This window comes from Undibacterium sp. RuTC16W (assembly GCF_049339445.1).
GTDB lineage: Bacteria > Pseudomonadota > Gammaproteobacteria > Burkholderiales > Burkholderiaceae_D > Undibacterium.
This window is the reverse complement of sequence record NZ_JBMPPE010000006.1, coordinates 228489-250415: the sequence shown is the minus strand read 5'-3', so window position 1 is coordinate 250415 and position 21927 is coordinate 228489. Positions and strand designations below refer to the sequence as shown.

Annotated in this window: 19 protein-coding genes; 6 read left to right on the top strand and 13 right to left on the bottom strand. The window is 50.0% G+C overall.

The window, feature by feature from the left end; all coding sequences use genetic code 11:
* Positions 1–258: 258 nt before the first annotated feature.
* The 4 genes from ppk1 to ACO0K4_RS13545 all read left to right on the top strand — a co-directional run bounded on the left by ppk1 (position 259) and on the right by ACO0K4_RS13545 (position 3651).
* Complete coding sequence (gene ppk1 / locus ACO0K4_RS13560; protein WP_422957232.1) at positions 259–2349, top strand: polyphosphate kinase 1; 2091 nt, start codon at positions 259–261, stop codon at positions 2347–2349.
* 1 nt (position 2350) lies between these two features.
* A complete protein-coding gene (locus tag ACO0K4_RS13555) occupies positions 2351–2833 on the top strand; it encodes a SixA phosphatase family protein (RefSeq protein WP_422957164.1) in 483 nt (160 codons plus the stop codon).
* A 99-nt stretch (positions 2834–2932) separates the two neighbouring features.
* A complete protein-coding gene (locus ACO0K4_RS13550; RefSeq protein ID WP_422957163.1) occupies positions 2933–3316 on the top strand; it encodes a glyoxalase superfamily protein in 384 nt (127 codons plus the stop codon).
* 17 nt (positions 3317–3333) lie between these two features.
* Entirely contained in the window at positions 3334–3651 is a 318-nt protein-coding gene (locus tag ACO0K4_RS13545) for a DUF6968 family protein (RefSeq protein WP_422957162.1), read from the top strand.
* Positions 3652–3757: 106 nt separating this feature from the next.
* On the opposite strand, the gene ACO0K4_RS13540 is transcribed toward ACO0K4_RS13545, so the two are convergent.
* The 3 genes from ACO0K4_RS13540 to ACO0K4_RS13530 form a co-directional block, all read right to left on the bottom strand.
* A complete protein-coding gene (locus ACO0K4_RS13540) occupies positions 3758–4600 on the bottom strand; it encodes a UDP-2,3-diacylglucosamine diphosphatase (RefSeq protein WP_422957161.1) in 843 nt (280 codons plus the stop codon).
* A complete protein-coding gene (locus ACO0K4_RS13535) occupies positions 4597–5364 on the bottom strand; it encodes a GNAT family N-acetyltransferase (protein WP_422957160.1) in 768 nt (255 codons plus the stop codon). Before ACO0K4_RS13535 ends, ACO0K4_RS13540 begins: the two co-directional genes overlap by 4 nt.
* 317 nt (positions 5365–5681) lie before the next feature.
* Positions 5682–6227 carry a hypothetical protein gene (locus ACO0K4_RS13530; protein ID WP_422957159.1) on the bottom strand — a complete coding sequence of 182 codons (546 nt, stop codon included), beginning with the start codon at positions 6225–6227 and terminating at the stop codon, positions 5682–5684.
* 229 nt (positions 6228–6456) lie between these two features.
* Here ACO0K4_RS13530 and pstS point away from each other — a divergent pair, with 229 nt between their 5' ends.
* Positions 6457–7521 carry a phosphate ABC transporter substrate-binding protein PstS gene (gene pstS / locus ACO0K4_RS13525; RefSeq protein WP_422957158.1) on the top strand — a complete coding sequence of 355 codons (1065 nt, stop codon included), beginning with the start codon at positions 6457–6459 and terminating at the stop codon, positions 7519–7521.
* 60 nt (positions 7522–7581) lie between these two features.
* On the opposite strand, the gene ACO0K4_RS13520 is transcribed toward pstS, so the two are convergent.
* From ACO0K4_RS13520 to ACO0K4_RS13490, 7 genes are all read right to left on the bottom strand, one after another.
* Complete coding sequence (locus ACO0K4_RS13520; protein ID WP_422957157.1) at positions 7582–8943, bottom strand: MFS transporter; 1362 nt, start codon at positions 8941–8943, stop codon at positions 7582–7584.
* Positions 8940–9947 (bottom strand): carbohydrate kinase family protein, encoded by a 1008-nt coding sequence (locus tag ACO0K4_RS13515; RefSeq protein WP_422957156.1) that lies wholly within the window; start codon positions 9945–9947, stop codon positions 8940–8942. The genes ACO0K4_RS13520 and ACO0K4_RS13515 overlap by 4 nt, the downstream gene beginning before the upstream one ends.
* On the bottom strand, positions 9944–11983 hold the full coding sequence (locus ACO0K4_RS13510; protein WP_422957155.1) for an amylosucrase: 2040 nt from the start codon (positions 11981–11983) through the stop codon (positions 9944–9946). The genes ACO0K4_RS13515 and ACO0K4_RS13510 overlap by 4 nt, the downstream gene beginning before the upstream one ends.
* A gap of 100 nt (positions 11984–12083) precedes the next feature.
* Complete coding sequence (locus ACO0K4_RS13505; protein WP_422957154.1) at positions 12084–14387, bottom strand: TonB-dependent receptor; 2304 nt, start codon at positions 14385–14387, stop codon at positions 12084–12086.
* A gap of 583 nt (positions 14388–14970) precedes the next feature.
* Entirely contained in the window at positions 14971–16008 is a 1038-nt protein-coding gene (locus tag ACO0K4_RS13500; protein ID WP_422957153.1) for a LacI family DNA-binding transcriptional regulator, read from the bottom strand.
* 172 nt (positions 16009–16180) lie between these two features.
* Complete coding sequence (locus ACO0K4_RS13495) at positions 16181–17509, bottom strand: c-type cytochrome (RefSeq protein WP_422957152.1); 1329 nt, start codon at positions 17507–17509, stop codon at positions 16181–16183.
* A 9-nt stretch (positions 17510–17518) separates the two neighbouring features.
* Positions 17519–18262: a c-type cytochrome gene (locus ACO0K4_RS13490; protein WP_422957151.1), complete on the bottom strand. Its 744-nt coding sequence runs from the start codon at positions 18260–18262 to the stop codon at positions 17519–17521.
* 156 nt (positions 18263–18418) lie between these two features.
* Between ACO0K4_RS13490 and ACO0K4_RS13485 the strand changes: the two genes are divergently transcribed.
* A complete protein-coding gene (locus ACO0K4_RS13485) occupies positions 18419–19834 on the top strand; it encodes a PLP-dependent aminotransferase family protein (RefSeq protein ID WP_422957150.1) in 1416 nt (471 codons plus the stop codon).
* 41 nt (positions 19835–19875) lie between these two features.
* Here ACO0K4_RS13485 and ureG read toward each other — a convergent pair whose 3' ends face one another.
* Genes ureG through ureE form a run of 3 tightly spaced genes read right to left on the bottom strand, consistent with a single transcriptional unit; the run spans position 19876 to position 21799 of the window.
* Entirely contained in the window at positions 19876–20514 is a 639-nt protein-coding gene (ureG, locus tag ACO0K4_RS13480; protein ID WP_422957149.1) for an urease accessory protein UreG, read from the bottom strand.
* Positions 20515–20563: 49 nt separating this feature from the next.
* Positions 20564–21244 (bottom strand): urease accessory protein UreF, encoded by a 681-nt coding sequence (locus ACO0K4_RS13475; RefSeq protein ID WP_422957148.1) that lies wholly within the window; start codon positions 21242–21244, stop codon positions 20564–20566.
* Between the two features lie 6 nt (positions 21245–21250).
* Entirely contained in the window at positions 21251–21799 is a 549-nt protein-coding gene (gene ureE / locus ACO0K4_RS13470) for an urease accessory protein UreE (protein WP_422957147.1), read from the bottom strand.
* Positions 21800–21927 lie beyond the last annotated feature (128 nt).

The window sequence follows — 21927 nt, the reverse complement described above, 5'->3', positions numbered from 1 at the left end:
TTACGCAGCGAACTTTACAAGTCAAATATGACAGGATTATGACGCACAATAATATTTGATGAAATACAGGATTAGTATGTCATTAATTGTCATAAACTTGTCATATTGCCTCTTTACAATCCACTGCACCTATATGACGGTCTCTATGACACGCGAGCAAACATGCAAGATCAGAAAGCCCCCAACCCGCCAGCGGAATCAGTGGCAACGCCTGTCGAACCGATTGAGCAAAGCACTCATGTCAAGCCTGCGACTTCTATGACAATACATCAGGAATTACCGCGATCAGCGATTTTCCTTGATCGGGAGATGTCACAAATCGCTTTTAATTGGCGTGTACTGGCACAGGCCGAGGACAAAACCATTCCTTTAATGGAGCGCTTGCGTTACTTGTGCATCGTCGGTAGCAATCTCGATGAATTCTTTGAAGTCCGGGTTGCGAGTCTGCTGGCACAGAACACGGTAGATGGCGAATTGGCGCAACATCCGGCTTTCGTCGCGATGATGGACAGGATTAATAAAGAATGTCATGAGCTCGCGAAACGTCAGTACGAAGTTCTGAATCAGGAAATTTTGCCGCAACTGGCACGCAAACATATACACCTGTTGCGCCATACCGATAGAAACGAAGCACAAAGAGCCTGGGTCAAGGCCTACTTTGAGCGTGAAGTAAAACCACTGCTGACGCCGATCGGCCTCGATCCTGCGCATCCATTCCCGCAAGTAGTGAATAAGAGTTTGAATTTTATCGTCTCGCTGGCTGGCAAAGATGCCTTTGGCCGCGGCACGGCGATTGCGATTGTCAAAGCACCGCGCGTCCTGCCAAGGGTGATCAAATTACCAGATGAACTATCAGACAAAGGCTTATCCTTCTGCCTGTTGTCATCGGTGATTCATGCGCATATTGGTGATTTGTTCAACGGACGAGAAGTTCTCGCCTACTCGCAATTCCGCGTGACACGCGATAGTGATCTGTGGGTCGATGAAGAAGAAGTGAAAAATTTGCGTCAGGCCTTGCAAGGCGAATTACAAACGCGCCAGTTTGGCGCAGCCGTCCGTCTGGAAGTCGCCAAAAACTGTCCAGACGACCTTGCGCAATTCCTGTTGTCGCAATTCTCGCTGAATCAGGACCGTTTATATCCGGTCGACGGTCCGGTCAATATGGTGCGCCTGTCTGAGCTGGTGGATCATGTCAAACAGCCGAATCTGCGCTTCCCGCCGTTCTCTGCGAAGATCAATTCCAAATACACACACGCCGACATCTTCACCCTGCTCGGCAAACAAGATATTTTATTGCATCATCCATTTCAGCCTTTCCAGACAGTCATTGACTTCATCCGCTCGGCATCGCTTGATCCTACAGTGGTGGCGATCAAGCAGACGATTTACCGCACTGGTATGAACTCGGATCTGATGGAATCGCTGATCACCGCAGCACGCCATGGCAAAGAAGTCACCGTCGTGGTCGAGCTGATGGCGCGCTTTGACGAAGAGGCCAATATCAACTGGGCGGATCGCCTGCAACGCGCTGGCGCTCAGGTGGTCTACGGTGTGGTCGGATTAAAAACTCATGCCAAATTAGCCCTCGTAATCCGTCGCGAAGAAGGCGGTACATTGCGGCATTACGCGCATCTGGGCACTGGCAACTATCATCCGTCGACGACCAAGTTCTATACGGATTTTGGTCTGCTAACGGCGCATCCGGCGATTGCTGCGGAGGTGAACGAAGTATTCATCCATCTGACTGGCCTGAATAAACCGAAAAAACTCGACTATCTGTGGCTCGCACCATTTGCCCTGCAACCGCAGATCATCAAAGCCATCCGTAACGAAGCGAAGATCGCCCGCTCCGGCAGGCCGGGACGGATTATCGCCAAGATGAATGCCCTGCTCGATGAATCCGTCATCCGTGCGTTATATGCAGCATCAGCCGATGGTGTCAAAATTGACCTGATCGTGCGCGGTGCGTGCGCGCTCCGTCCTGGCGTTCCGGGCTTATCTGAAAACATCAAAGTACGCTCCATCATCGGACGCTTTCTGGAACATAGCCGCATCTATTATTTCCGCAACGATCTTGCCCACGACGTGCACCTCGCCAGCGCCGACTGGATGAGCCGCAATCTGTTCCGCCGTATTGAAGTCGCGTTTCCGGTATTAGATAAATCCCTGAAAAAACGGGTGATCACCGAAGGCCTTGATCCCTACCTCAAGGATAATGTCAACGCCTGGACACTAGACAGCGACGGTGACTATCACCGCAAAAAAGCCCGCACCAAGCAAGCATCCATTTGCGCCCAGCAAAGCCTGATGCAGCGTCTGGGCTCCTTGTCGGACACGGACGGGGAATAAGATGGATCTGATCCTGTGGCGCCATGCCGACGCAGAACTGGCGGCCCCCGGCATGCCAGACAGCGCCCGCAAACTCACAGGCAAAGGAATCAAACAGGCCAATAAAATGGCCTACTGGTTAGACAGCAATCTACCGGAAACCTGCCGCATTCTAGTCAGCCCCACGGTCAGAACCCGTGAGACGATGGCGGCACTCGACCGTAAATTCAAAGTCATCTACGAAATCGGCCCCGAAGCCGATGCTGACGCCCTGCTCCTGGCCGCAAACTGGCCCAACAGTCGCGAACCCGTACTTATTATCGGTCACCAGCCTACGCTGGGTCAGGTAGCAGCCCGTCTGATCGCCCCGGCACAGCAAGACTGCTCCGTACGCAAAGGCAATGTCTGGTGGATCAGCCAGAAGCAACGCGCCAAAGAAGACAGCGAAGCAGGCATACAAACCTATCTGAAAGCGATCATGTCACCGGACCTGGTGGTTAAATAGGTCTGGATCTAGGTTTGTGGTCGCCGCCATGTTCGTGTTCGCAATCGCACTAATGCGCTATCATCGATTTCCAGAATAATGTATGGATAAGGATAGGCGATGAACTTCCAGAGCATTCCCGTTTTACGCATCTTTGATGAAGAAAAAGCGAAACAGTTTTATATCGAATTTCTCGGTATGAATATCGATTGGGAGCACCGGTTTGAGGCAGATTTTCCTCTGTATATGCAAGTATCGAAGGGGAATTTAGTTTTTCATCTGAGTGAGCACTCCGGCGACTGCACGCCGGGAAGCAAGGTGTTTGTAAATACCACGGACATCGATACGCTGTACCACGAATTGTCTCAGAAGACCTATAAATACAATAAACCGGGTATCGAAATCGCCCCATGGGGCGATCGTGTCATGAGTTTGACGGACCCTTTTTCCAACAAGATTCTATTCAACGAAATGAAGCCTGCCAGCCATGCAGAAACCAATTGAAGGGAAAGAATCCGGTCATGAGCAATTTTTTATTAGAACGCCGCTGGTATGCGGTGTCGCCAGACGGTACAGGCGCTGAACTGATTTTAGGTATTGCCGCTCCCGTGAAGGATCATCTTGCATGGGGTTGCACCGTATCACTGGGAATACTCGACTCGCATCTCTCAAGGATTTATGGGATCGATAGCTGGCATGCAGTGCAAATGGCAATGTCATTTATTTTGCGCAGAGCCACGCATTTTTCTGAGGCTGGCTGGTTATTTTATTGGGATAAAGACGGAGGCCCAGCAAGTCCCGCTGATCTGATTGGGTCAGGATTACACCAGTCTACCTGATACGCGATCTGGCAATCTCAAAAAGAGAACTTCCAAAAACCATTCCGCACTATCCATCGGTCTTTCCAAGGCATTTCTGCCTGGAAGGCCCATAAAATATAGTGGTTCAGGCATTCACTAATTCAGGTTCTGTTAGTAATGCAGGATGATTAACCTGCATGATGTCATGCCAGCTAACCAGTCTCAGCTCGCCGTTCGCCTCCTCTACCAGCGCGGATAAGCTCTCTACCCAGTCACCATCGTTACAGTAAAGGACGCCGTCGATATCGCGGATTTCAGGCTTGTGGATGTGGCCGCAAATCACACCATCAAGATCTCGCTTGCGTGCTTCGTCGGCCAGTGCATTTTCAAAAGAACTGATGTAACTGACGGCGTTTTTGACTTTGAGTTTCAGATATTGCGAGAGCGACCAATACGGCAAACCAGCACGTGCGCGCCAGTTGTTAAAGACCTGATTGAATTTCAGGATAACGGTGTACAGACTATCACCAACATAGGCCAGCCATTTGGCACAGGCGATTACACCGTCGAAGCGATCGCCGTGTAGTACCAGCATGCGCTTGCCTTGAGCCGTGACGTGTACCAGTTCATCCCTGACCTTGATGCCACCAAAATCAAGATCGATAAATTGCCGGATCGATTCATCGTGATTACCGGGAACGAAGATAACATTGGTTCCCTTCTTGGCTTTTTTTAACACGGTTTGCACGACGTTATTGTGCGTCTGATCCCAGTACCAGCGACGCTTGAGTTGCCATCCATCGATGATATCGCCGACCAGATACAACGTCTCTGATTCTGTGGCCTGTAAAAATTCGAGCAGGCGCGCTGCCTGGCAACCAGTCGTTCCTAAATGCAGATCAGATATCCAGATACTACGAAAACGTATGACGTCTTTTTTACTGGTTTTAAACAGTTTCTGATTCAGGAAGTGGTCGCCAGGTTTCATTTTGCTATCTCCTCAGTGCCGTAATGTTTGGCATAGCGATCATCCAGATTCGACAAGGGCAACATCACGAACAGGTCGGCGCAGTGAAAATCAGGATCCCATGCCGGTTCGCCGCAGACCCAGGCACCGGCACGCAGATAGCCTTTGAGCAGCGGTGGAATACGTGCATCATGCGTAGCATCCATCTCCTCATACGGAAACGGCAACAGAGGCGTAACACGATATTCCAGAGGGGAGAAATCTGCCTCTTTAAAATTCCGGTAAATCGCTGCGGCATTGTGACCGCCATCAGTCAGGCTGATACTTGCGCAGCCGATCAAGTGCGAGCAACGCTCACGGCGCATGTATGCAGCCAGTCCTGCCCAGAGCAGCATGATGACTGCGCCGCTACGATAGTCAGGATGAATGCAGGCACGCCCTGCTTCGGCAATACTGCCGCGAATGTTGTGAAGACGGGATAAGTCGAATTCTGTTTCGGAATAATAGCGACCGATATGACGTGCTGCATTCGGACCGAGGATACGGTAAGTGCCTACGACTTTTAAAGTTTTGGTATCACGCACGATCAGGTGATCGCAGTGTTCATCAAACTCATCCTTGTCGAGACCGTCAGGATTACTGAGTGCCGACAAGCCCATCGCTTCAATAAAAACCTTGTAGCGCAGGCGCTGGACTTCTTTTACTTCTTTGGCGGTACTCGCCAGACTCAGGCTGAGTTTAGAAAAACTCGGATTGGCATCCGCAGGTATCGTGAGTAATCTCATGCGTCGTCCTTTTTGTGTTTAGCATTTTGACGGACGAAGATTAATGGAGGATTACTTCAACAAGATGACAGTTTGATGTCGGTTTTATGACAGGCAAAAATACAACAGGCTCGCGGTTGAGGCGAGCCTGCTTATTGAGGTAACTTATTGAGGTACTTAGTGAGATTACTTAGTGACTCAATTAAACAAAATTACCGAGTAAGTATTCCAGGCGAACGGGGTATATACAGGATCCATCAGACGATGAAGCCACCTCGACTATTTCGGTCTTTTCGTAGTCTTTTCGCCATCATTAACGCCTGCTTTTGCAAGACGATTTATTTATCTTTTTTAGGACGTCCGGCCTTCAATGGCGCCAGTGCATTGATCAGCGTCTTCAATTCTGTCACATTGGCCTTATTCAGCAAGACCAGACCTATGCGGAGTAATTGACTCTTTTTCACTTCGATTCCAGCGCTCAGACAGGCTTTTTTCACTGAGCTGAGAACTTCGTATTCAGACTCAGGCATGGTGAAACTGTCACGTACGAGTTTCTCTTTTTTTACCTTCGCGATTGCGGCTACCGCTGCTTTGGCTGCAACCGGTTTGGCTGATGCAGGCTTCAATGCAGCGGGTTTCAATGACTTAGCTGCAGCGACTTTCGCGACGGGTTTGACCTTGGCAACTGTTTTCTTTGTAGCTGATTTGGTCGCTGGCTTGACGGCTGACTTAGTTGCCGGCTTAGTTGCTGGCTTATCAGCAGGAATGGCGACTAATTTAGCGGCAGTTGCAATTTTTTTAGCGGGAACTACCGCAATCTTACCGGCAGCTTTAGCAACCGGTTTGTCCGTTGTTGCTGTTTTTTTACTCGGGGCAGTAGCCATAAACACCTCCATGAATTAAATATACAAATAATATAAACGATTTATCTCAATTCTACAAATGTCATTTCTTTCTATCTATATAAACTAATTGAATTAAATGACCTCTGCATGACAAGGTCTTTTTAAGACAGATTCTGAATTTGCGAGATAATACTGCCTGCGTTTTATTGCAATCCCGCTTTATTTCACCTATCCGCATTACTGAACACCTCTCACCAGCTCCCTGAACATGATGAAATCTCTCTATCGTATCGCCCCTGTAATCGGGCTATCTCTCTTATTATTGTCACCATCTGTCAGCACCAGCGCTGCTACCCTGAATGGTGCAGGCTCCTCTGCAGCAGCACCGCTCTACAATATCTGGGCCCAGGCCTATACCAAGAAATCTGCCGATACACTTGATTACAAACCCGTCGGTTCGTCAGGCGGGATTAAGCAGATTAAGGCCAGAGAGGTTGATTTCGGTGCCAGTGACGTGGCAATGAGCGCTGCCGACCTTAAAAAAGAACAATTGATTCAATTCCCCTCCGCGATCTCGGGCGTCGTACCTGTCGTGAATTTACCCGGCATTAAATCAGGGGATCTGAAACTGACGGGTGACATCCTCGCCGCCATTTTTTCACGGAAAATCACCATGTGGAATGACGCAACGATCGCTGCCATTAATCCGGCAATCAATCTGCCAGCGAAAAACATCGAAGTCATCGTACGTCAGGATGGCTCTGGTACAACCTATAACTACACAGACTATCTAAGTAAAGTCAGTGCAGACTGGAAAACAGCCTACAGCAAAAATTTCACCATCGCATGGCATAAGGACTTGACGCAGATCAAAGGAAGTAGCGGTATTGTGGCGGGCATCAAAAAAACGCCCTATGCCATCAGCTATATCGATTACAACTATGTTTTGCAGGATAAATTGACCGCTGTGCAATTGAAAAATCGTGATGGTAAATTTTTGCCTCCGTCAGCAGAGAGTTTCGCTGCGGCGTTGACGGCGAGCCAGTGGAAGAGCAAGGCCAGTTTTGACGAAATGCTGACAGATAAGTCCGGCCCCAATGTATGGCCGATCACGATGGGAACTTTTGTGATTATTCCTCAGATGTCTGCCACACCAGAAAAGACGATTGCAGTACTGAAGTTCTTTTCCTGGGGATTTTTAAACGGCGATCATTTGGTCAACAACGTCGATCTGGTGCGCCTGCCTGACGCGATCCAGGCTCGGGTGTATAAGGAAATGACCACGGTTACCGATAAAAATGGCAAACCATTGCAGTGGTCATTGCAACAGTAATCAAGAGTACCACGGCATCCGGCAAGGCTTTGCTGCCGCTTTATTGTCAATATGCTCACACTATGCTGACGTCTCTTTGGCGGCGTCGGCTTGCAGCTTCACGAAGGAGACTGAACATGCCGCGCAGATCAGCAGAACACCGGCTAAGCGAATCACATTTTCAGGATTGCCGCCCAGCCAGCGTTGATAATACAAGGGCAAAGTGACGATCTGAATAATCATGGGAATCACGATAAACATATTGAAGATCCCCATATACACCCCGGTGCGCTCTGCCGGAATACTCCCCGCCAGCATCACATAGGGATTGCCCATGATGCTAGCCCACGCCATGCCAATACCGATCATCGGGATAAATAATAAAGCAGGCGTATGAATCCCGGGAATACTCAGCATTCCCAGACCTGCAAGTGTCAAGCACACCGCGTGTGTGAGCTTCGGCCCGTAGCGGCGAGTAAATGGCACTAAGGCAAACGCTGCGACAAATGCGATGAAGTTATAAAAGGCACCAATCTGTCCATTCAACAATCCCGCCTCACGAAATCCCTGAGAACTTGAATCGCTCGTGCCAAAAATCGTCCGTCCCAATGACAGCATGATGTATTGCCAGTAGCAGAACATGGCATACCACTGAAACAATTTAACCAAGGCTAACTGGCGCATGGTCGGTGGCATTTCTTTCATAGCCAGCGCTATTTCTGTCAGCGTCGCGCGCCAGCCGCCGGGTTTGTTTTGTAGTACCTGGATCTCAATTTGAGTTAAAGGAATTTCAGGAGATGTTTTCAGTGTCCATAAAATCGAGGCGATAGAAAACACGGCGCCAATCAAAAATGCAGCGATCACAATATGAGGAATATGATTGTCATTTACTGCATCGCGGCTCATCCCTAGCAAGACAAGAATCGATGGCGTCAAATAAGCGAGTGTCTGCCCCAGTCCGGTAAATGCGCTCTGCGTCAAAAAGCCAATCGAGTGCTGGCTTTTATCAAGCTTGTCACTCACAAAAGCACGATACGGCTCCATCGTCACGTTGTTGGCGGCATCCAGTATCCACAGCAAACTCGCCGCCATCCACAAAGTCGGACTAAACGGCATCAACAACAAACCCAGACTGCACAGCAGCGCCCCGACCAGAAAATATGGTGTGCGTCGCCCCCAGCGCGTCACCGTGCGGTCACTCATCGCGCCGATCAACGGTTGCACGATCAGACCGGTCACCGGTCCGGCAAGCCACAGATACGGCAAACTGGCTTCATCAGCACCGAGATAGGCATAAATCGGACTCATACTACTTTGTTGTAAACCGAAGCTGAATTGAATGCCAAAGAACCCGACGTTCATATTCAAAATCTGCCAGAAAGATAAGCCAGGCTTAGGTTTCACAACACCGCCAAAATTCTGCTGACTGTTTATCTGATTCATGCGATGGCTCCCTTGCCAGTATTTTTTTCCGCTGACTCTGCCATCCATCTGGCTTGCCATTGTTCGTAAAATTGCATGTCACTTGCAACAGCTCCTCGCACACCGCAAATAGCTGCCGCAAATTGGTGTGCCCGCTGCAAGGTCAGCGGCAGGCTCCAGCCTTGCTGTAAACCGAGTAAAAAAATCGCAGAGAATGCATCCCCGCCGCCAACCGTATCGACAAGCTCTGTCGCAATCTGGACGTCGCCATTACTGAGGTACTCACCGTCACGATCAAAATACGCATAGCCACGAGCACCCAGCGTCACCAGGATTGCGCGCAACTTAAACATCACCAACAACGAAGACATGCCGCCCTGCCAGGACTGTGCGCTGTCGCTGACATCCAGCGTGGCGTATTGCGTATCTCGCAGATAAATTTTGACCAATGTCTGTAATTCTTCTTCGTTGATTTTCAAGATATCAGCTGCATGCAGAGAACGCTCTATCGTGCTCATGCTGACTTGCATCGCACGTAAATTCAAATCGAGATAAGTCATCGCACGAGTACTATCCAGCAATGCATATAGCGCTTTACGTGAAGATTCCATGCGCTGCGCCAGCGTTCCAAAATAGATAAAACCCGCATCATGATCAGGACAAAGCTTGTCGCGGATGCTCAGAGCTGCACCGGTCTCGATATAGTCATAGGCCTGATCTGGCAAAATATCAAAATGATGATTTGCTTTGTTCCCAGCATCATTTAGCCTGACCTCTACCCTGCCGGTAGGGCGCAGAGTATCTATCTGTATGCCGTCTTGTTGCACGCCAAAGCGCTGCATCTCGCGCATGATCAGGTCCGCATTTGCGTCACTGCCTACCCGCGAAATCATCAGAGGATCAGCACCAAAATAAGCGAGTGTACGCGCCACATTGAACGGTGCACCTCCCACTACTTGCTCATCTGGAAAATCATCGATCAACGCTTCGCCAAAAATAAGGACGGGCTTCCAATTGTTGTTCACGCGATGACTCCGTTGGTGGTTGAGCACTGCTCTGGCTTACCAGCGTTATCTGGTGACAGCGTTTGTGTATCTATGTCCTGTGTCTTTTTGTGTAGCGTATCTGTTGCTCTGGCCAGCCAGACCTGCGACCAGGGCAGCAAATTCAGCGTATCCCCATGGACGCTCTGATCTAACTGATTACGCCAGAGACAGTGCTCCGTTTTTAGCCCGGCTTGCGTCACGCAAGAGACTAAATCTAATGTGATCGTCTGATCTGAAAAATTTGCCATATACAGCAAAGCCTCATCGTCTGCGCCTCTGGCAAAGGCCAGCACTTCAGGCGGCACCCCAGTCAACAAACGACGCGATTGATGCGCTGCCAGTTGCGGCAGGGAGCGCCGTTGCTGTAGCAAGTGACTTAAGCTGCGGAACATGGTTCCGGCAATCGTACTGACGTCATGGGCAGTCATTTCTAACTCCGTATTCCAGAGAGGCCGGTGTAACCAGCGACTATCGTATTCATGTCCTGCTTGCAGACGATAATCGTCGTCATTCAATTGCGCAAATTCATCGCCCATGTAAATCAAAGGCATGCCGCCAAAGCACAATGTCAGACCATACAATAATAATATGCGGCGTAATGCGTATTCCTGTTCCAGCGACGTGCTGGCGCTGACAAGACCTGCCAACGCAGATGCCATGCCGACAGTACCATGCACCGCATCCGGATCGCTAGCCTGGAAGCTCGCACCACGCGCGAAACTAGCTTCTTCACCGGCAAAAAATCTGGACACGTACGATAGTCGCTGCTGCACGTCTTGCGTACCGGAACTAGCCTCAGGCCGTAGCACATTCCAGCCAATATCGTCATGGCAGCGCACATAGGTCAGCCAGCTTGCCTGTTCCGGCAATACTGGTGTCGCCTGAATGACCGCGCGCAGCAGATCGGTATCTTGTTCGGCAAGCGCTACCCAGCTCGCTGCCATCAGGCTGCTGTGATAAGCAAGATGACACTCTTTTACAGTGTGATCCTGGCTGCCGAGATAGGCGGGTAATTCTGCAGTCGGAACAATCGCTTCTGCCTTGAGCAAAACGCCGGGGGCAGCAATATCGACGATGCAGCGCAGAGCTTGTAATATCCAGTGCGCTTCGGGCTGATTCATGCAATTACTTGCTTCACGCTTCCAGAGAAAAGCCGTCGAATCGAGGCGAAATACCTCCACGCCACGATTAGCCAGTTGCAGCAAGGCGGTAGCCATATCAGCAAATACCGCAGGGTTGGTGTAATTCAAATCCCATTGATACGGATAAAACGTTGTCCACACCCACTGCCGCATCTCCGGGACAAAACTAAAATTACCCGGTGCCACCTGAGGAAATACCTGCCCCAGACTCGCTTCAAAAATCTCTGGCTGAGTGCGATCCGGATAGTGATAGAAGTAATCGCGATAAACAGGATCCCCCCTTTTTGCAGCCGATGCCCAGGGATGATCGTCAGCCACATGATTCAAAATAAAATCTGAACATAAACTAATCCCAGAAGATCTCAGCTGCGCCGTCAATTCTTGCAAATCCTCCATCGTACCGAGTTTTGGTTCGATGGCATCAAAGTCGGCCACGGCAAAACCACCGTCATTGTCACCCTGCCTCGCTTTCAGGAAAGGCAGCAAGTGCAAGTATGTAACGCCCAATTTTTTCAAATGAGGAATACGCGCGGTAACGCCACGCAGGTCTCCGGCGAAACGATCAACATAGGCGCAATAACCCAGCGTATCCTGCGAAGAAAACCATTCCCGGCTGCCACTACGTTGTACATCCAGAGCGCGTAAGGCTAAAGGGCGATCAACAATCAAACGTCCGGTTACACGCAACATCTTCTCTAGCCAATCGATAAAACCGGCTTCATTATCAAATTTATTGCCGTACAGAGTGCGTAGCTTGTCTATCAATACCGGCGCCTGTTTTTGAAAACGTAAAGTAATTAAAACATGCTGATCTGAGGGCAGTTGCGCTACCAGAGATTGAAGAAGACGATCAAAAATAGCGTGCGGACTCATCAAAAGAACCAGACTTTAAAAACATAAAAAAAAGAAAATGACTCTCGCCCACAAGGAGGGAATGTGACGAGAGCCTAAAAACTGCTGGAGTAGCAGGAAATCAGAAGCTATATTTCAAGGTCGCACGCAATGTGCGTCCGTTGATCGAGCGCGCCGCATGTCCATCGCCTTCGACCTCGGTATAACCAATGGTATTGAGAAGATTATTCGCGCTCAGAGACACTTGCACACGTTCTGTCAGTTGATAATTGACGAAGGCGTTCAAGACATTAAATCCAGGTAAGGTCAGCGTATTCCCGTCGTCACCAAAGGACTTGGTGGTACCGATCACACTAGCGCCAAGCACCACGTCACCGATGGTATACGTCGGTGCAATCTGATACACGAACTTAGCCTGACGGCGCGGTGTCTTACCAATCACGGAGCTATCATTTGCTCCCACGATCGTCGCATTGGTATAAGTCAGGCCACCAGTCATACGGAACGCATCCATGCGGTAGCTTGCCTCAATCTCCAGACCTTTTGCATCATAGGTATTGGCAGTGAATTTCTGGGTGGTCGCCTCGAAATTCGACTCTGCGGTTTTTGCCTGGAACAAAGTCACGAAGCTGCTGAAATCACCGGTTTTCCACTTCACACCGGCTTCAGTCTGTTTCACGATATTGGTACTGATCGGCGTCGTACCATCCAGCGGATTGCCAAACATGATGCGGTCAGCATTGAATGCAATGCCTTCACTGACACGGGCAAACAATGCCAGGTCACGTGTCAGGCGATAGTTTGCGCCAAGGGAATAGGATGTGTGATTTACACCATAATCGATGAATTTCACATTCGCGGCACGATATGCCTGATTGACTGCCTGATTATAAGTACCGCTTGCATCTTGCTTATCGTAGCGCAGGCTGCCGTCAAGATTCCAGTTACCGCTTTCCCAGCCCAGATTGGCATAAGTTGCATTGGTTTTGTATTGCGCATCAATACTGCGATTGCAGCAGCCGCCCCAGACATCCGTCCCCTGCGCGACCAGACCTTGCGTACCCGGAACCGTGGCACTGGAATTGATCAAGGCAGGCTTATCACCTGTTGCTTGCAAGAGATAATGATTGAAGTTCCAGGTCACGCCCAGATTTTGCAATGATGAATACAAACCGACGGTGGCTGCCAGTTTACCGCTACCGGTATCAAATACTTTCGACAATTTAACGTCATTAACCGTACTACCGAGATCATCTAATGACGTGTTAAAAACAGCCGCGGTAAACGCAGCACCGGTATAAGCCTTGCCAGCATTCGGACCAGTTGCGTATGTCATCCCGCTTGAAGTAGTCCCATTGTCTGCCGGGAAGATGGAAATGAATCGTCCAGTATTCGTCGACTTACGAAATTTTTCATCCAATGTCCAGCCATTACCGAGTTTTAATGAGGCTTCGGCACCGAAAGCATTATTAACGACATGCAAGCCATCGTTGATATTGGTCGACATCTTGTTATTGTTTTTGTCCAGAACGATATCGCGCGTCCAGTAAGGAGAGTAAAAACTCGCAGTGCGTGGATCAATGCCTGGTAATTCTGAGATCGTGCCATTCACCGTCTTGACTGGAACAGGCATATTCATCGGTGACTTGTCATCTAGGTGTTTGAAACTCAGACGTACATAACCGTTGTCCAGCTCATGCGTCATATTGGCGCGGATCTGCCCCCCATCTTCTGCTGTTACCCCAGCAGGACGTGAGCTGTCACCGTTGCGGTAGAAGCCGCCGATGAAGAAACGGGTTTTGTCTGAAATCGGTGCGCCGTAGTCAAAATCATAGCGGGTCTGATTGAAATCCAGGCCTTTGGTAATGCCGATGCTGCCGCCTTTTTCACTACCGTTTTTGCTCAGGAAATTAATGATGCCACCTGGTGAATTCGTTGCCATTGTTGACGCGGTACCACCGCGTACTACCTCTAAATGGCTCAATCCACCATCCGCACGTAAATACATATCGGGAGTAACGAATGCGATATCGCCAAATTGCAGCAACGGCAAACCGTCTTCCTGAAACTGCACGTAACGAGCGCCGCCCGCAGAAATAGGCACACCACGCACGGTCAAGTTCGCATTGCCTTCGCCGCCTGATGACTCGGCACGAATACCAGGTACTGCACGCAAAATCTCCGCTGCGTTCGTCGGTGCAGATTGCGAAATCTGATCGGCATCAAGAGTGCTGATCGATACACTGGCCTTCATCTTGGAAGTGCCTAATGGCGTTCCGGTCACAATCACAGAATTCAGGTTCAGTGAATTTTTTTCTTTATCCTGATTCGTTGCCGCTTCCTGTGCCCAGGCAGCACTCATTTGAAAAATTGCCATTGATACTACGCTGGCCATACGTGTCATTTTGATGCGTTGTGATGTCATTACAGTCTCCGTTTTATTCATTATGTCCAAAACAATGCGCACTTGTTCCGGCGGTGTCGTCACCTTTTTTCTGCTTGCCAGGACGCTGGCGATTCAGCGCATGCAAAGCAGTGACAAAAGACCTCCAGCAATCCTCGCCTGATTCTCCGCTCATCCGATGGCAAACATTGATGAAGATCTTTTGTAGTGCAGGTGTGGTGAATTATCGTGCAAAATATTTTTCTTTGCAATCGATTGTAATAGCGCGGTGCAATAAAATCATATCTGATGAAAAGGAGAAATTTTTAAGCTGATCGTGCTATTTTCCAACTGAAGTCTATCTGCGAAGACTGTTTTACCTGCGCCGGATCTTTCTGAAATGTAGGATTTTTCTCCAAAAAATCTGCGTCTTTTATCCTGTTATGTGATGAAAATCTGTATGAGTCACACAACATGAGAGATGCTCCCTCATGTCTTTTGCTGCAATGCAAAACGAAATATCCTGCTGAATCAGGGTGCATATTTCAAATTAGGCAGATGTATTTTTTAAAATTATTGCAAACGATTGTATTTTGAAATTAAATTGATGAATGACATAGAAAATCTAGCCAGAGCGGCTGCTTGAGCGCGGAATAAGCTCGGTTGAGAGCAACTGTGGCGTCGCGTTGCGCTGATCTGCCAATACCAGTAACGCATCGACCAAGGCTTGTCCTGCCAGCGCAATTGGCTGACGTACAGTGGTAAGAGGAGGATGGAAGTAACGTGCCAGCTCAATATCGTCGTAACCGACTACAGCAACATCGTCTGGCGTCTGAAAGCCTTTTTCTCTCAAGGTATTAATTGCGGTCATTGCCAGTAAATCGCTGCATGCAAACAGACCGTCAAACGCGATGCCACGCTGGCATAATTCTTCAACCGCCAGACGCCCGCCCTCTTCTATAAATGACGCCGGAACCACCAGTCGTTCATCCAGAGTGATCCCATGTTTGCTCAGTGCTTTGCAATAGCCCTCGTAGCGATGCGCGACCTCAGGCAATTGTGTATCGCCAAAAAAAGCCAGGTGCTTTCGACCAGATTGAATCAAGTGCTCCGTCGCTAACAAACCACCCATGACATTATCGCTACCAACAGTCACATACAATTGCTGAGGCAATTGTGCGCCCCAGACAACAATGGGGACACGACGCGCAGCGAGTTGATTCAATTGATCGTGATGCCGCCACTGACCAATTAAAATCACGCCAAGCACGCGGCCAGTATCATAAATTTGTGCAGCAGAATCGAGGCGTTCTGCATCTACCCGCGACAACAACATGTCGAACCCGCGATCGGTTAAGGCGTCAGCAAGGCTGCCCAGCATACTCAGGAAAAACGGATCAGATAAATGCTGCCGCGTCGCCGAATCGTAAGGAACAACCACCGCCACGGTGCGGTTTTGTTTTAAGCGCAAATTCTGCGCACCGATATTGATCGTGTAATTTAACGACCGGGCTAGCTCCTCGATCCGCTTACGGGTCTCATCATTCACCAGAGAGCTGCCACTGAGCGCTCTCGATACTGTCGAGGTAGAGACTCCGGCGAGACGGGCAATATCGGCCATTTGCAAACGGCGCTGCTCAGCACTGCTGGAATCGGATGTCAATTTGTGTGGTTCCGTTTTGATAGTTATCTTGATGTCATTGCCAGGTCAGGTTTCCCGGTTTCAAAGTCTGGGAAATCATCAAGCCGTCCCTCTCTGCGCAGATTGAAAAAGGACTCGTCAAGCTTATTATAAAGCGCAATGATGCAAGAACGAAAAGGAAGTGAAGACCCTTTCAATCCAGAGGTGCCGTACGGTACCGGTTCACTTCGGACGCACCGATCACCGGTGCTTTATTACCCCATGAATTTCTGACATAGGATATGACCAGAGCGACCTCGGTATCTGATAAGGTCGGCGCAAAGGGCGGCATGCCGTAAGGACGCGGATTGCCTTTGGTCGCGGCAGGAAAACCGCCAGCCAGTACCATACGCACCGGATTCGCGGCCGACGTCATTTGCAAGGCAGCATTTCCTTGTAGCGCAGGGTACGCCGGTGGCGCACCGCGCCCGCCATCGCCATGACAATCGATACAATGGAATTTGTAGAGCGCGCCGCCGAGATACATGATGCGTTCCATCTCCTCTTTACCGGCGGCTGGTCCGGCAAGCGCTTGGTCCAGCAGGTCGGCTTTTGACTTGGTCACCTTCGGCAAGGATTGCAGATATACCGTCATCGCCTGTATATCGCTATCGCTCAGGTATTGCAGACTGCTGGCAACGACTTCTGCCATTGGTCCAGATGCATGGGCCCGCACTGAAATACCGTCTCTTAATAAGTGACTGAGCTGTGCCGCTGACCATGTCTGGACTCCAGCCTCGTCTTGCGCCAGCAATGATGGTGCATACCAGTTACTGACCGGCATATAAGCGCCGCCTAATTCGTTGTTCAGATCACTGGCACCCAACGCATTGCGGCTGGTATGACAGGCACCGCAATGTGCAAGGCCTTTCACCAGGTAGGCACCGCGATTCCATTCCACGGTTTGTGCGGGTTGTGGCTGATATTCTCCGGGCTTGAAATATAAAGCACGCCAGAATGCCAACAGGCCGCGCTGATCATAAGGTGTACGCAGTGCATGCGGCTGATTCTTTCGTTCTACAGCCGGTATTGACTGAAAAAAAGCGAACAGCGCTTGTGCATCAACCGCTGAAATCTGGGTATAGCTGGGGTAAGGAAAAGCCGGATACAACAGGCGACCGTCCTTCGATTTACCGTTATGCAAGGCATTCCAGAAATCATTAAAAGTCCAGTTGCCAATACCTGTTTTTTTGTCCGGCGTGATGTTCGGCGAGACGAAATCACCGAACTCAGACGCAATCATGCGGCCACCGGCATAGGCGTCACCACCTCTGGTTGTATGGCAGCCCATGCAATTACCGGCACGCGCCAGATAAGCGCCCCGGACGATCTCAGCATTCAGATCCGTGGCATGTTCAGTTGCTCCCGCTGTCCTTCCTATATCTGCCGGTAAAGACGAACCCAACTGATTTCCGTACCAAAAAATGCCCGATACAATCAGCGCCAGCACTACCACTAAGCTTACAAAAATTCGTTTCATCATATCGATCGCTTATTCAGGAATAGTGCCGCAGGACATAGGACGCTTAGCCTTGAACTCACTGGCAGAAATCGCTACCGGATTAGCCGGTAATGTTTGCGAAGCAAGCCATGCTGATACGGCGGCGATATCCTGCGGAGTCAGTTTACGTGCAATCTGCTCCATGCAATCGGGCGCCTGGGCATGACGGCTACCAGTTTGCCATGCACCTAATTGTGAGTTGATATAGTCTCGCGGCAAACCCAGCAAACCCGGAATAAACGGTGCGACGCCCGTCATCTTTTCACCATGACAGGCAATACAGGCGGGTAACTTGTTAGCCTGATCGCCGCGTTGCACTAACTGCCTGCCACGCTCGATGACCGCTGCCGTCACATCAATCTGCTGAGGCGCAGGATAAGGCGGATGCTGTTCTGAGAAAAAATGGGCGATCTCTTGCAGATAAGTATCCGACATATTTCCCACCATATATGTCATCAAAGGATAAGTACGTTTGCCATCTCTGAAGTTTTTTAACTGATTCAGCAAGTAACCCTCCAGTTTGCCTGCAATCCGCGGGTAATAACCATCACTTGCCGCTTTACCTTCTTGACCATGACATGAGGTGCAGGCTTTCAGGCGCTGGTTCAGCGTGTCAGGCAATGCGGACAAGGATTGCGACTGCGCAGACATAGTGAAGAAAAATATCGTCAGCGATATCAGGCGCATGGCAACAACAGCAAACGGCAAACGAAGTGAGGAGGACAGCAATGACATGATGAATCCAATTGCAAGGGGGTACTTAAGTAAAGACAAGGACAAAAATTAAGGATAAGAAATAAGGGCAAATAAGAAGAACACTCAGCATAGCGGTAAAATCATTAAAAAAACAGAATCAGATTCTTTATAAAAAACCATATCAGATGCCGACTCATGAAATTATACGAAGAACTCGCTGAAGAAATGAGCAAGATGATCGCGGCAGGAACATTACGTGCCGGCGATCGCATTCCTTCCGTCAGAGCCTGGCATGAGACGCGTGGCATTAGCGCATCCACCGTCTTCCAGGCCTACTACCTCTTGGAAACGCGCGGCCTGATTGTCAGCAAGCAGCGTTCCGGCTACTTTGTCCGGGCGCGGCTTGAGCGTTTGCCACCCGAACCGGAAATGGGTCATCCTGATATCCGCTCAACCGATGTCAATGTCAGCGAACTGGTATTTGAGGTGCTGGGTTCATTGAAAACACCAGATATCGTTCCCCTGGGCTCGGCATTTCCCAGTCCGCTCTTATTCCCCCTGCCAAAACTGGCGCAGGCAATGGCCAGCAGTGTACGCAAGCTGGATCCCTGGCATACCGTCGCCGATCTGTCTTCGGGAAATCTGGAGTTGCGGCGGCAAATTGCGCTACGTTATGTACGCGACGGACTTGCCATTACAAGCGACGATATTATGATCACCAACGGCGCGCTGGAGGCGCTAAACCTGTGCCTGCAAGCCGTCACCCATCCAGGCGATACGGTGATACTGGAATCCCCCGGATTTTATGCCGCACTACAGGCACTTGAACGGTTAGGTTTAAAAGCATTGGAAATTCCAAGTCATCCACGGGACGGTATCAACCTGGAAGCGCTGGAGCAGGCACTGCAACAACACCAGCCCAAGGCATGCTGGCTGATGTGTAATTTTCAGAACCCTTTGGGCAGCACGATGGCCGCTGCTAAGAAACAGGCACTGGTCGATATGCTGGCTCGTTATCAGGTACCGCTGATTGAAGATGATGTGTATCACGAGCTGTATCTGAACGGACAACGCCCCGTGCATGCCAAGTCATTTGATCGTCATGATCTGGTCATGCATTGCAGTTCTTTTTCCAAATGTCTGGCACCGGGTTACCGGATCGGCTGGGTCATCGCGGGTAAATTCGCACGCAAGATAGAGCGACTCAAAATCATGACGACACTCTCAGCCGCCGTGCCATCACAAGCCGCACTGGCGACTTATCTGGCACAAGGGACTTATGACCGGCATTTACGACAATTACGCTTACGCTTATCGATACAGCAAAGTCAGATGATGCAAGCCCTCACCCGGTATTTTCCTGAGGGGACTGGTTTCCGGCAGCCGGAGGGAGGATATTTTATCTGGGTGGTCTTACCGAAAAAAATTAATGCTCTGCAACTCCATCGTCTTGCACTGGCAAAAGGTATCAGCATCGCACCCGGTTCTATTTTTTCGGCAAAAACGGACTTCCAGCATTGCATACGACTTAATTACGGCCACCCTTGGGATGATCGTATGGAGGCTGCAATGCAGACCTTAGGCGCGCTGGCCAACAAGTTAGCCTCATAGTTTATCTCGTCAGTATTTGGCACGTTTGCGACCAGACCAGTTTACCGCCCCTCGCCTAGTAATCCCTGTTTACAAATAAATTCGATCACCTGAGGTACACCATCACCGCTGCGCAAATTGGTAAAAATAAACGGCCGCTCACCGCGCATTTTTTTTGCATCATGTGCCATGACATCGAGATTTGCGCCGACATACGGTGCCAGATCGGTTTTATTGATAATCAATAAGTCAGAACGGGTAATGCCAGGGCCGCCCTTGCGCGGGATTTTTTCGCCGCCAGCCACATCAATGACATAGATCGTCAGATCAGATAATTCAGGGCTAAAAGTGGCTGCGAGATTATCACCGCCCGACTCCACCAGAATCAAATCCAGATCGGGAAACTCAGCGCTCATGCGGGCAATTGCCTCAAGATTAATCGACGCATCCTCACGAATCGCCGTGTGTGGACATCCGCCTGTTTCTACTCCCATCAGGCGCTCGGCGGGTAAAGCGTCGGCGCGCAACAGGATTTCCATATCCTCTTTAGTGTAGATGTCGTTTGTGATGACCGCCATGTCGTAGTGATCGCGCATGGCTTTGCACAGCATTTCACATAAGGCAGTTTTGCCGGAACCTACCGGGCCGCCGATACCGACACGCAGAGGGTTTGAGGTAGTCGCTACTGAAGTTGTTGTCATAATTTTTGAATGGAATAGTTGTGCACAATACGTTAACTTAAAAAACTTTTTACGATCGGTAGAGACGGCTGTACTGGATTTCGTGCTGCATCGACAATAACGATAAGCCGGGCGACCAGTTCGATAACCCGTCATCAGGCAGAGTTTGCGCAGTAAGTGCAGCGGCCTCTAATTCTGATCGTAGCGAGAGCAACAAGCGTTGTCCGGATACCTGCCCCAAAGGCACCGATTTGACACAGACCAACACCTGATTTTCAGCCCATGAAAACAGCATCGCCAACACGCAGGCATCGGCTGGAATATCCAGAGCGACAGAAGCAAACGCCATGGCGGTTGGCAACGGTACTTCGTTCTGTTGCTGCAAAATAGCCAGCAATGACGCGTCGGCAATTTTTAAATCGATGGCGAGTTTCGACAAGGAATATCCCATCTGTATCGTCTCGGCACGGAACTCTGCCGTATCCCGTGCAGCGATAAAGCGCTCGGTCCACTGGCTCACTGCCGCCGTATCACGCGCAGCGAATGCGCTCAACAAACGCCAGAGTATCGGCGCCTCGAACTGGGCGACTACATGATGTAAAGCATCAACGATCCAAGTGCGTGCCGATGCCTCGTCCCTGACGAGACCATTTTCTATCGCTGCCCCCAGCCCTTGTGAGTAACTGTAGGCGCCAATAGGTAGTGAGGGACTGGCAAGCTGAAATAAATGCAGGAGCGAAGCGGATTGCATACAAGTTTACGAGGTCTTGTCCGTAGTAAGCTGAGCTGGCCGGTGAATCTTTTGACGCAAAGGTACCGGTGCTAACAGATTGTGGTGATCGTCACCGTGATGATGGTGCCCGCCGCCATAGGCACCGGATTCTGGTTCAAACGCAGCCTGCTCTTCGCTCACGATTGCCCCCAGACCTTCCAGCATTTCTTTCAGCACAGGATCTTTACGAATCCGCAAAAATCCGCTACCCGCCTCGTCGCCGACTTGCGCCTGCGTATGCCGGTTACCAAGATGGAACGCACAACGCAACAAGGTATGAGGCGTCTGGCAGTCCACGCGATAAGTCGCCTCTTTGGCGGCCAGTACCCTAACGACTTGAATCTCACCGGACTCTGTCATCCCTTGCAGCAAATCACCATGTCGCAGCACTGTGCCGCGTACAGTAAATACCGCCACGTCCTCACCGGAACTCAGCGTCGCACGTTGCCGGCTTTTTTCACGTAATTCATAAGGCAGAACCAGTTCACCGACAATGCTGTCGGCTTGATCTACTTTGGTGTTCAGGGTCAGCATAATTATAAAATTCGTTTTTAAATTAGTGTTTAAAATACGTTATCAAATAAATCGGGACATACAAACATGGTATCCGCAGGCTGGATGCGGCTTTCAGAGGCATTGTGTGCCAACAGGCGCACTCCGCT

Excerpts from the sequence above, each read along its gene's own strand:
- ppk1 (WP_422957232.1), top strand. The coding sequence starts at position 259 with ATGACAATACATCAGGAATTACCGCGATCAGCGATTTTCCTTGATCGG.
- ACO0K4_RS13555 (WP_422957164.1), top strand. The coding sequence starts at position 2,351 with ATGGATCTGATCCTGTGGCGCCATGCCGACGCAGAACTGGCGGCCCCC.
- ACO0K4_RS13550 (WP_422957163.1), top strand. The coding sequence starts at position 2,933 with ATGAACTTCCAGAGCATTCCCGTTTTACGCATCTTTGATGAAGAAAAA.
- ACO0K4_RS13545 (WP_422957162.1), top strand. The coding sequence starts at position 3,334 with ATGAGCAATTTTTTATTAGAACGCCGCTGGTATGCGGTGTCGCCAGAC.
- ACO0K4_RS13540 (WP_422957161.1), bottom strand. The coding sequence starts at position 4,600 with ATGAAACCTGGCGACCACTTCCTGAATCAGAAACTGTTTAAAACCAGT.
- ACO0K4_RS13535 (WP_422957160.1), bottom strand. The coding sequence starts at position 5,364 with ATGAGATTACTCACGATACCTGCGGATGCCAATCCGAGTTTTTCTAAA.
- ACO0K4_RS13530 (WP_422957159.1), bottom strand. The coding sequence starts at position 6,227 with ATGGCTACTGCCCCGAGTAAAAAAACAGCAACAACGGACAAACCGGTT.
- pstS (WP_422957158.1), top strand. The coding sequence starts at position 6,457 with ATGATGAAATCTCTCTATCGTATCGCCCCTGTAATCGGGCTATCTCTC.
- ACO0K4_RS13520 (WP_422957157.1), bottom strand. The coding sequence starts at position 8,943 with ATGAATCAGATAAACAGTCAGCAGAATTTTGGCGGTGTTGTGAAACCT.
- ACO0K4_RS13510 (WP_422957155.1), bottom strand. The coding sequence starts at position 11,983 with ATGAGTCCGCACGCTATTTTTGATCGTCTTCTTCAATCTCTGGTAGCG.
- ACO0K4_RS13505 (WP_422957154.1), bottom strand. The coding sequence starts at position 14,387 with ATGACATCACAACGCATCAAAATGACACGTATGGCCAGCGTAGTATCA.
- ACO0K4_RS13495 (WP_422957152.1), bottom strand. The coding sequence starts at position 17,509 with ATGATGAAACGAATTTTTGTAAGCTTAGTGGTAGTGCTGGCGCTGATT.
- ACO0K4_RS13490 (WP_422957151.1), bottom strand. The coding sequence starts at position 18,262 with ATGTCATTGCTGTCCTCCTCACTTCGTTTGCCGTTTGCTGTTGTTGCC.
- ACO0K4_RS13485 (WP_422957150.1), top strand. The coding sequence starts at position 18,419 with ATGAAATTATACGAAGAACTCGCTGAAGAAATGAGCAAGATGATCGCG.
- ureG (WP_422957149.1), bottom strand. The coding sequence starts at position 20,514 with ATGACAACAACTTCAGTAGCGACTACCTCAAACCCTCTGCGTGTCGGT.
- ACO0K4_RS13475 (WP_422957148.1), bottom strand. The coding sequence starts at position 21,244 with ATGCAATCCGCTTCGCTCCTGCATTTATTTCAGCTTGCCAGTCCCTCA.
- ureE (WP_422957147.1), bottom strand. The coding sequence starts at position 21,799 with ATGCTGACCCTGAACACCAAAGTAGATCAAGCCGACAGCATTGTCGGT.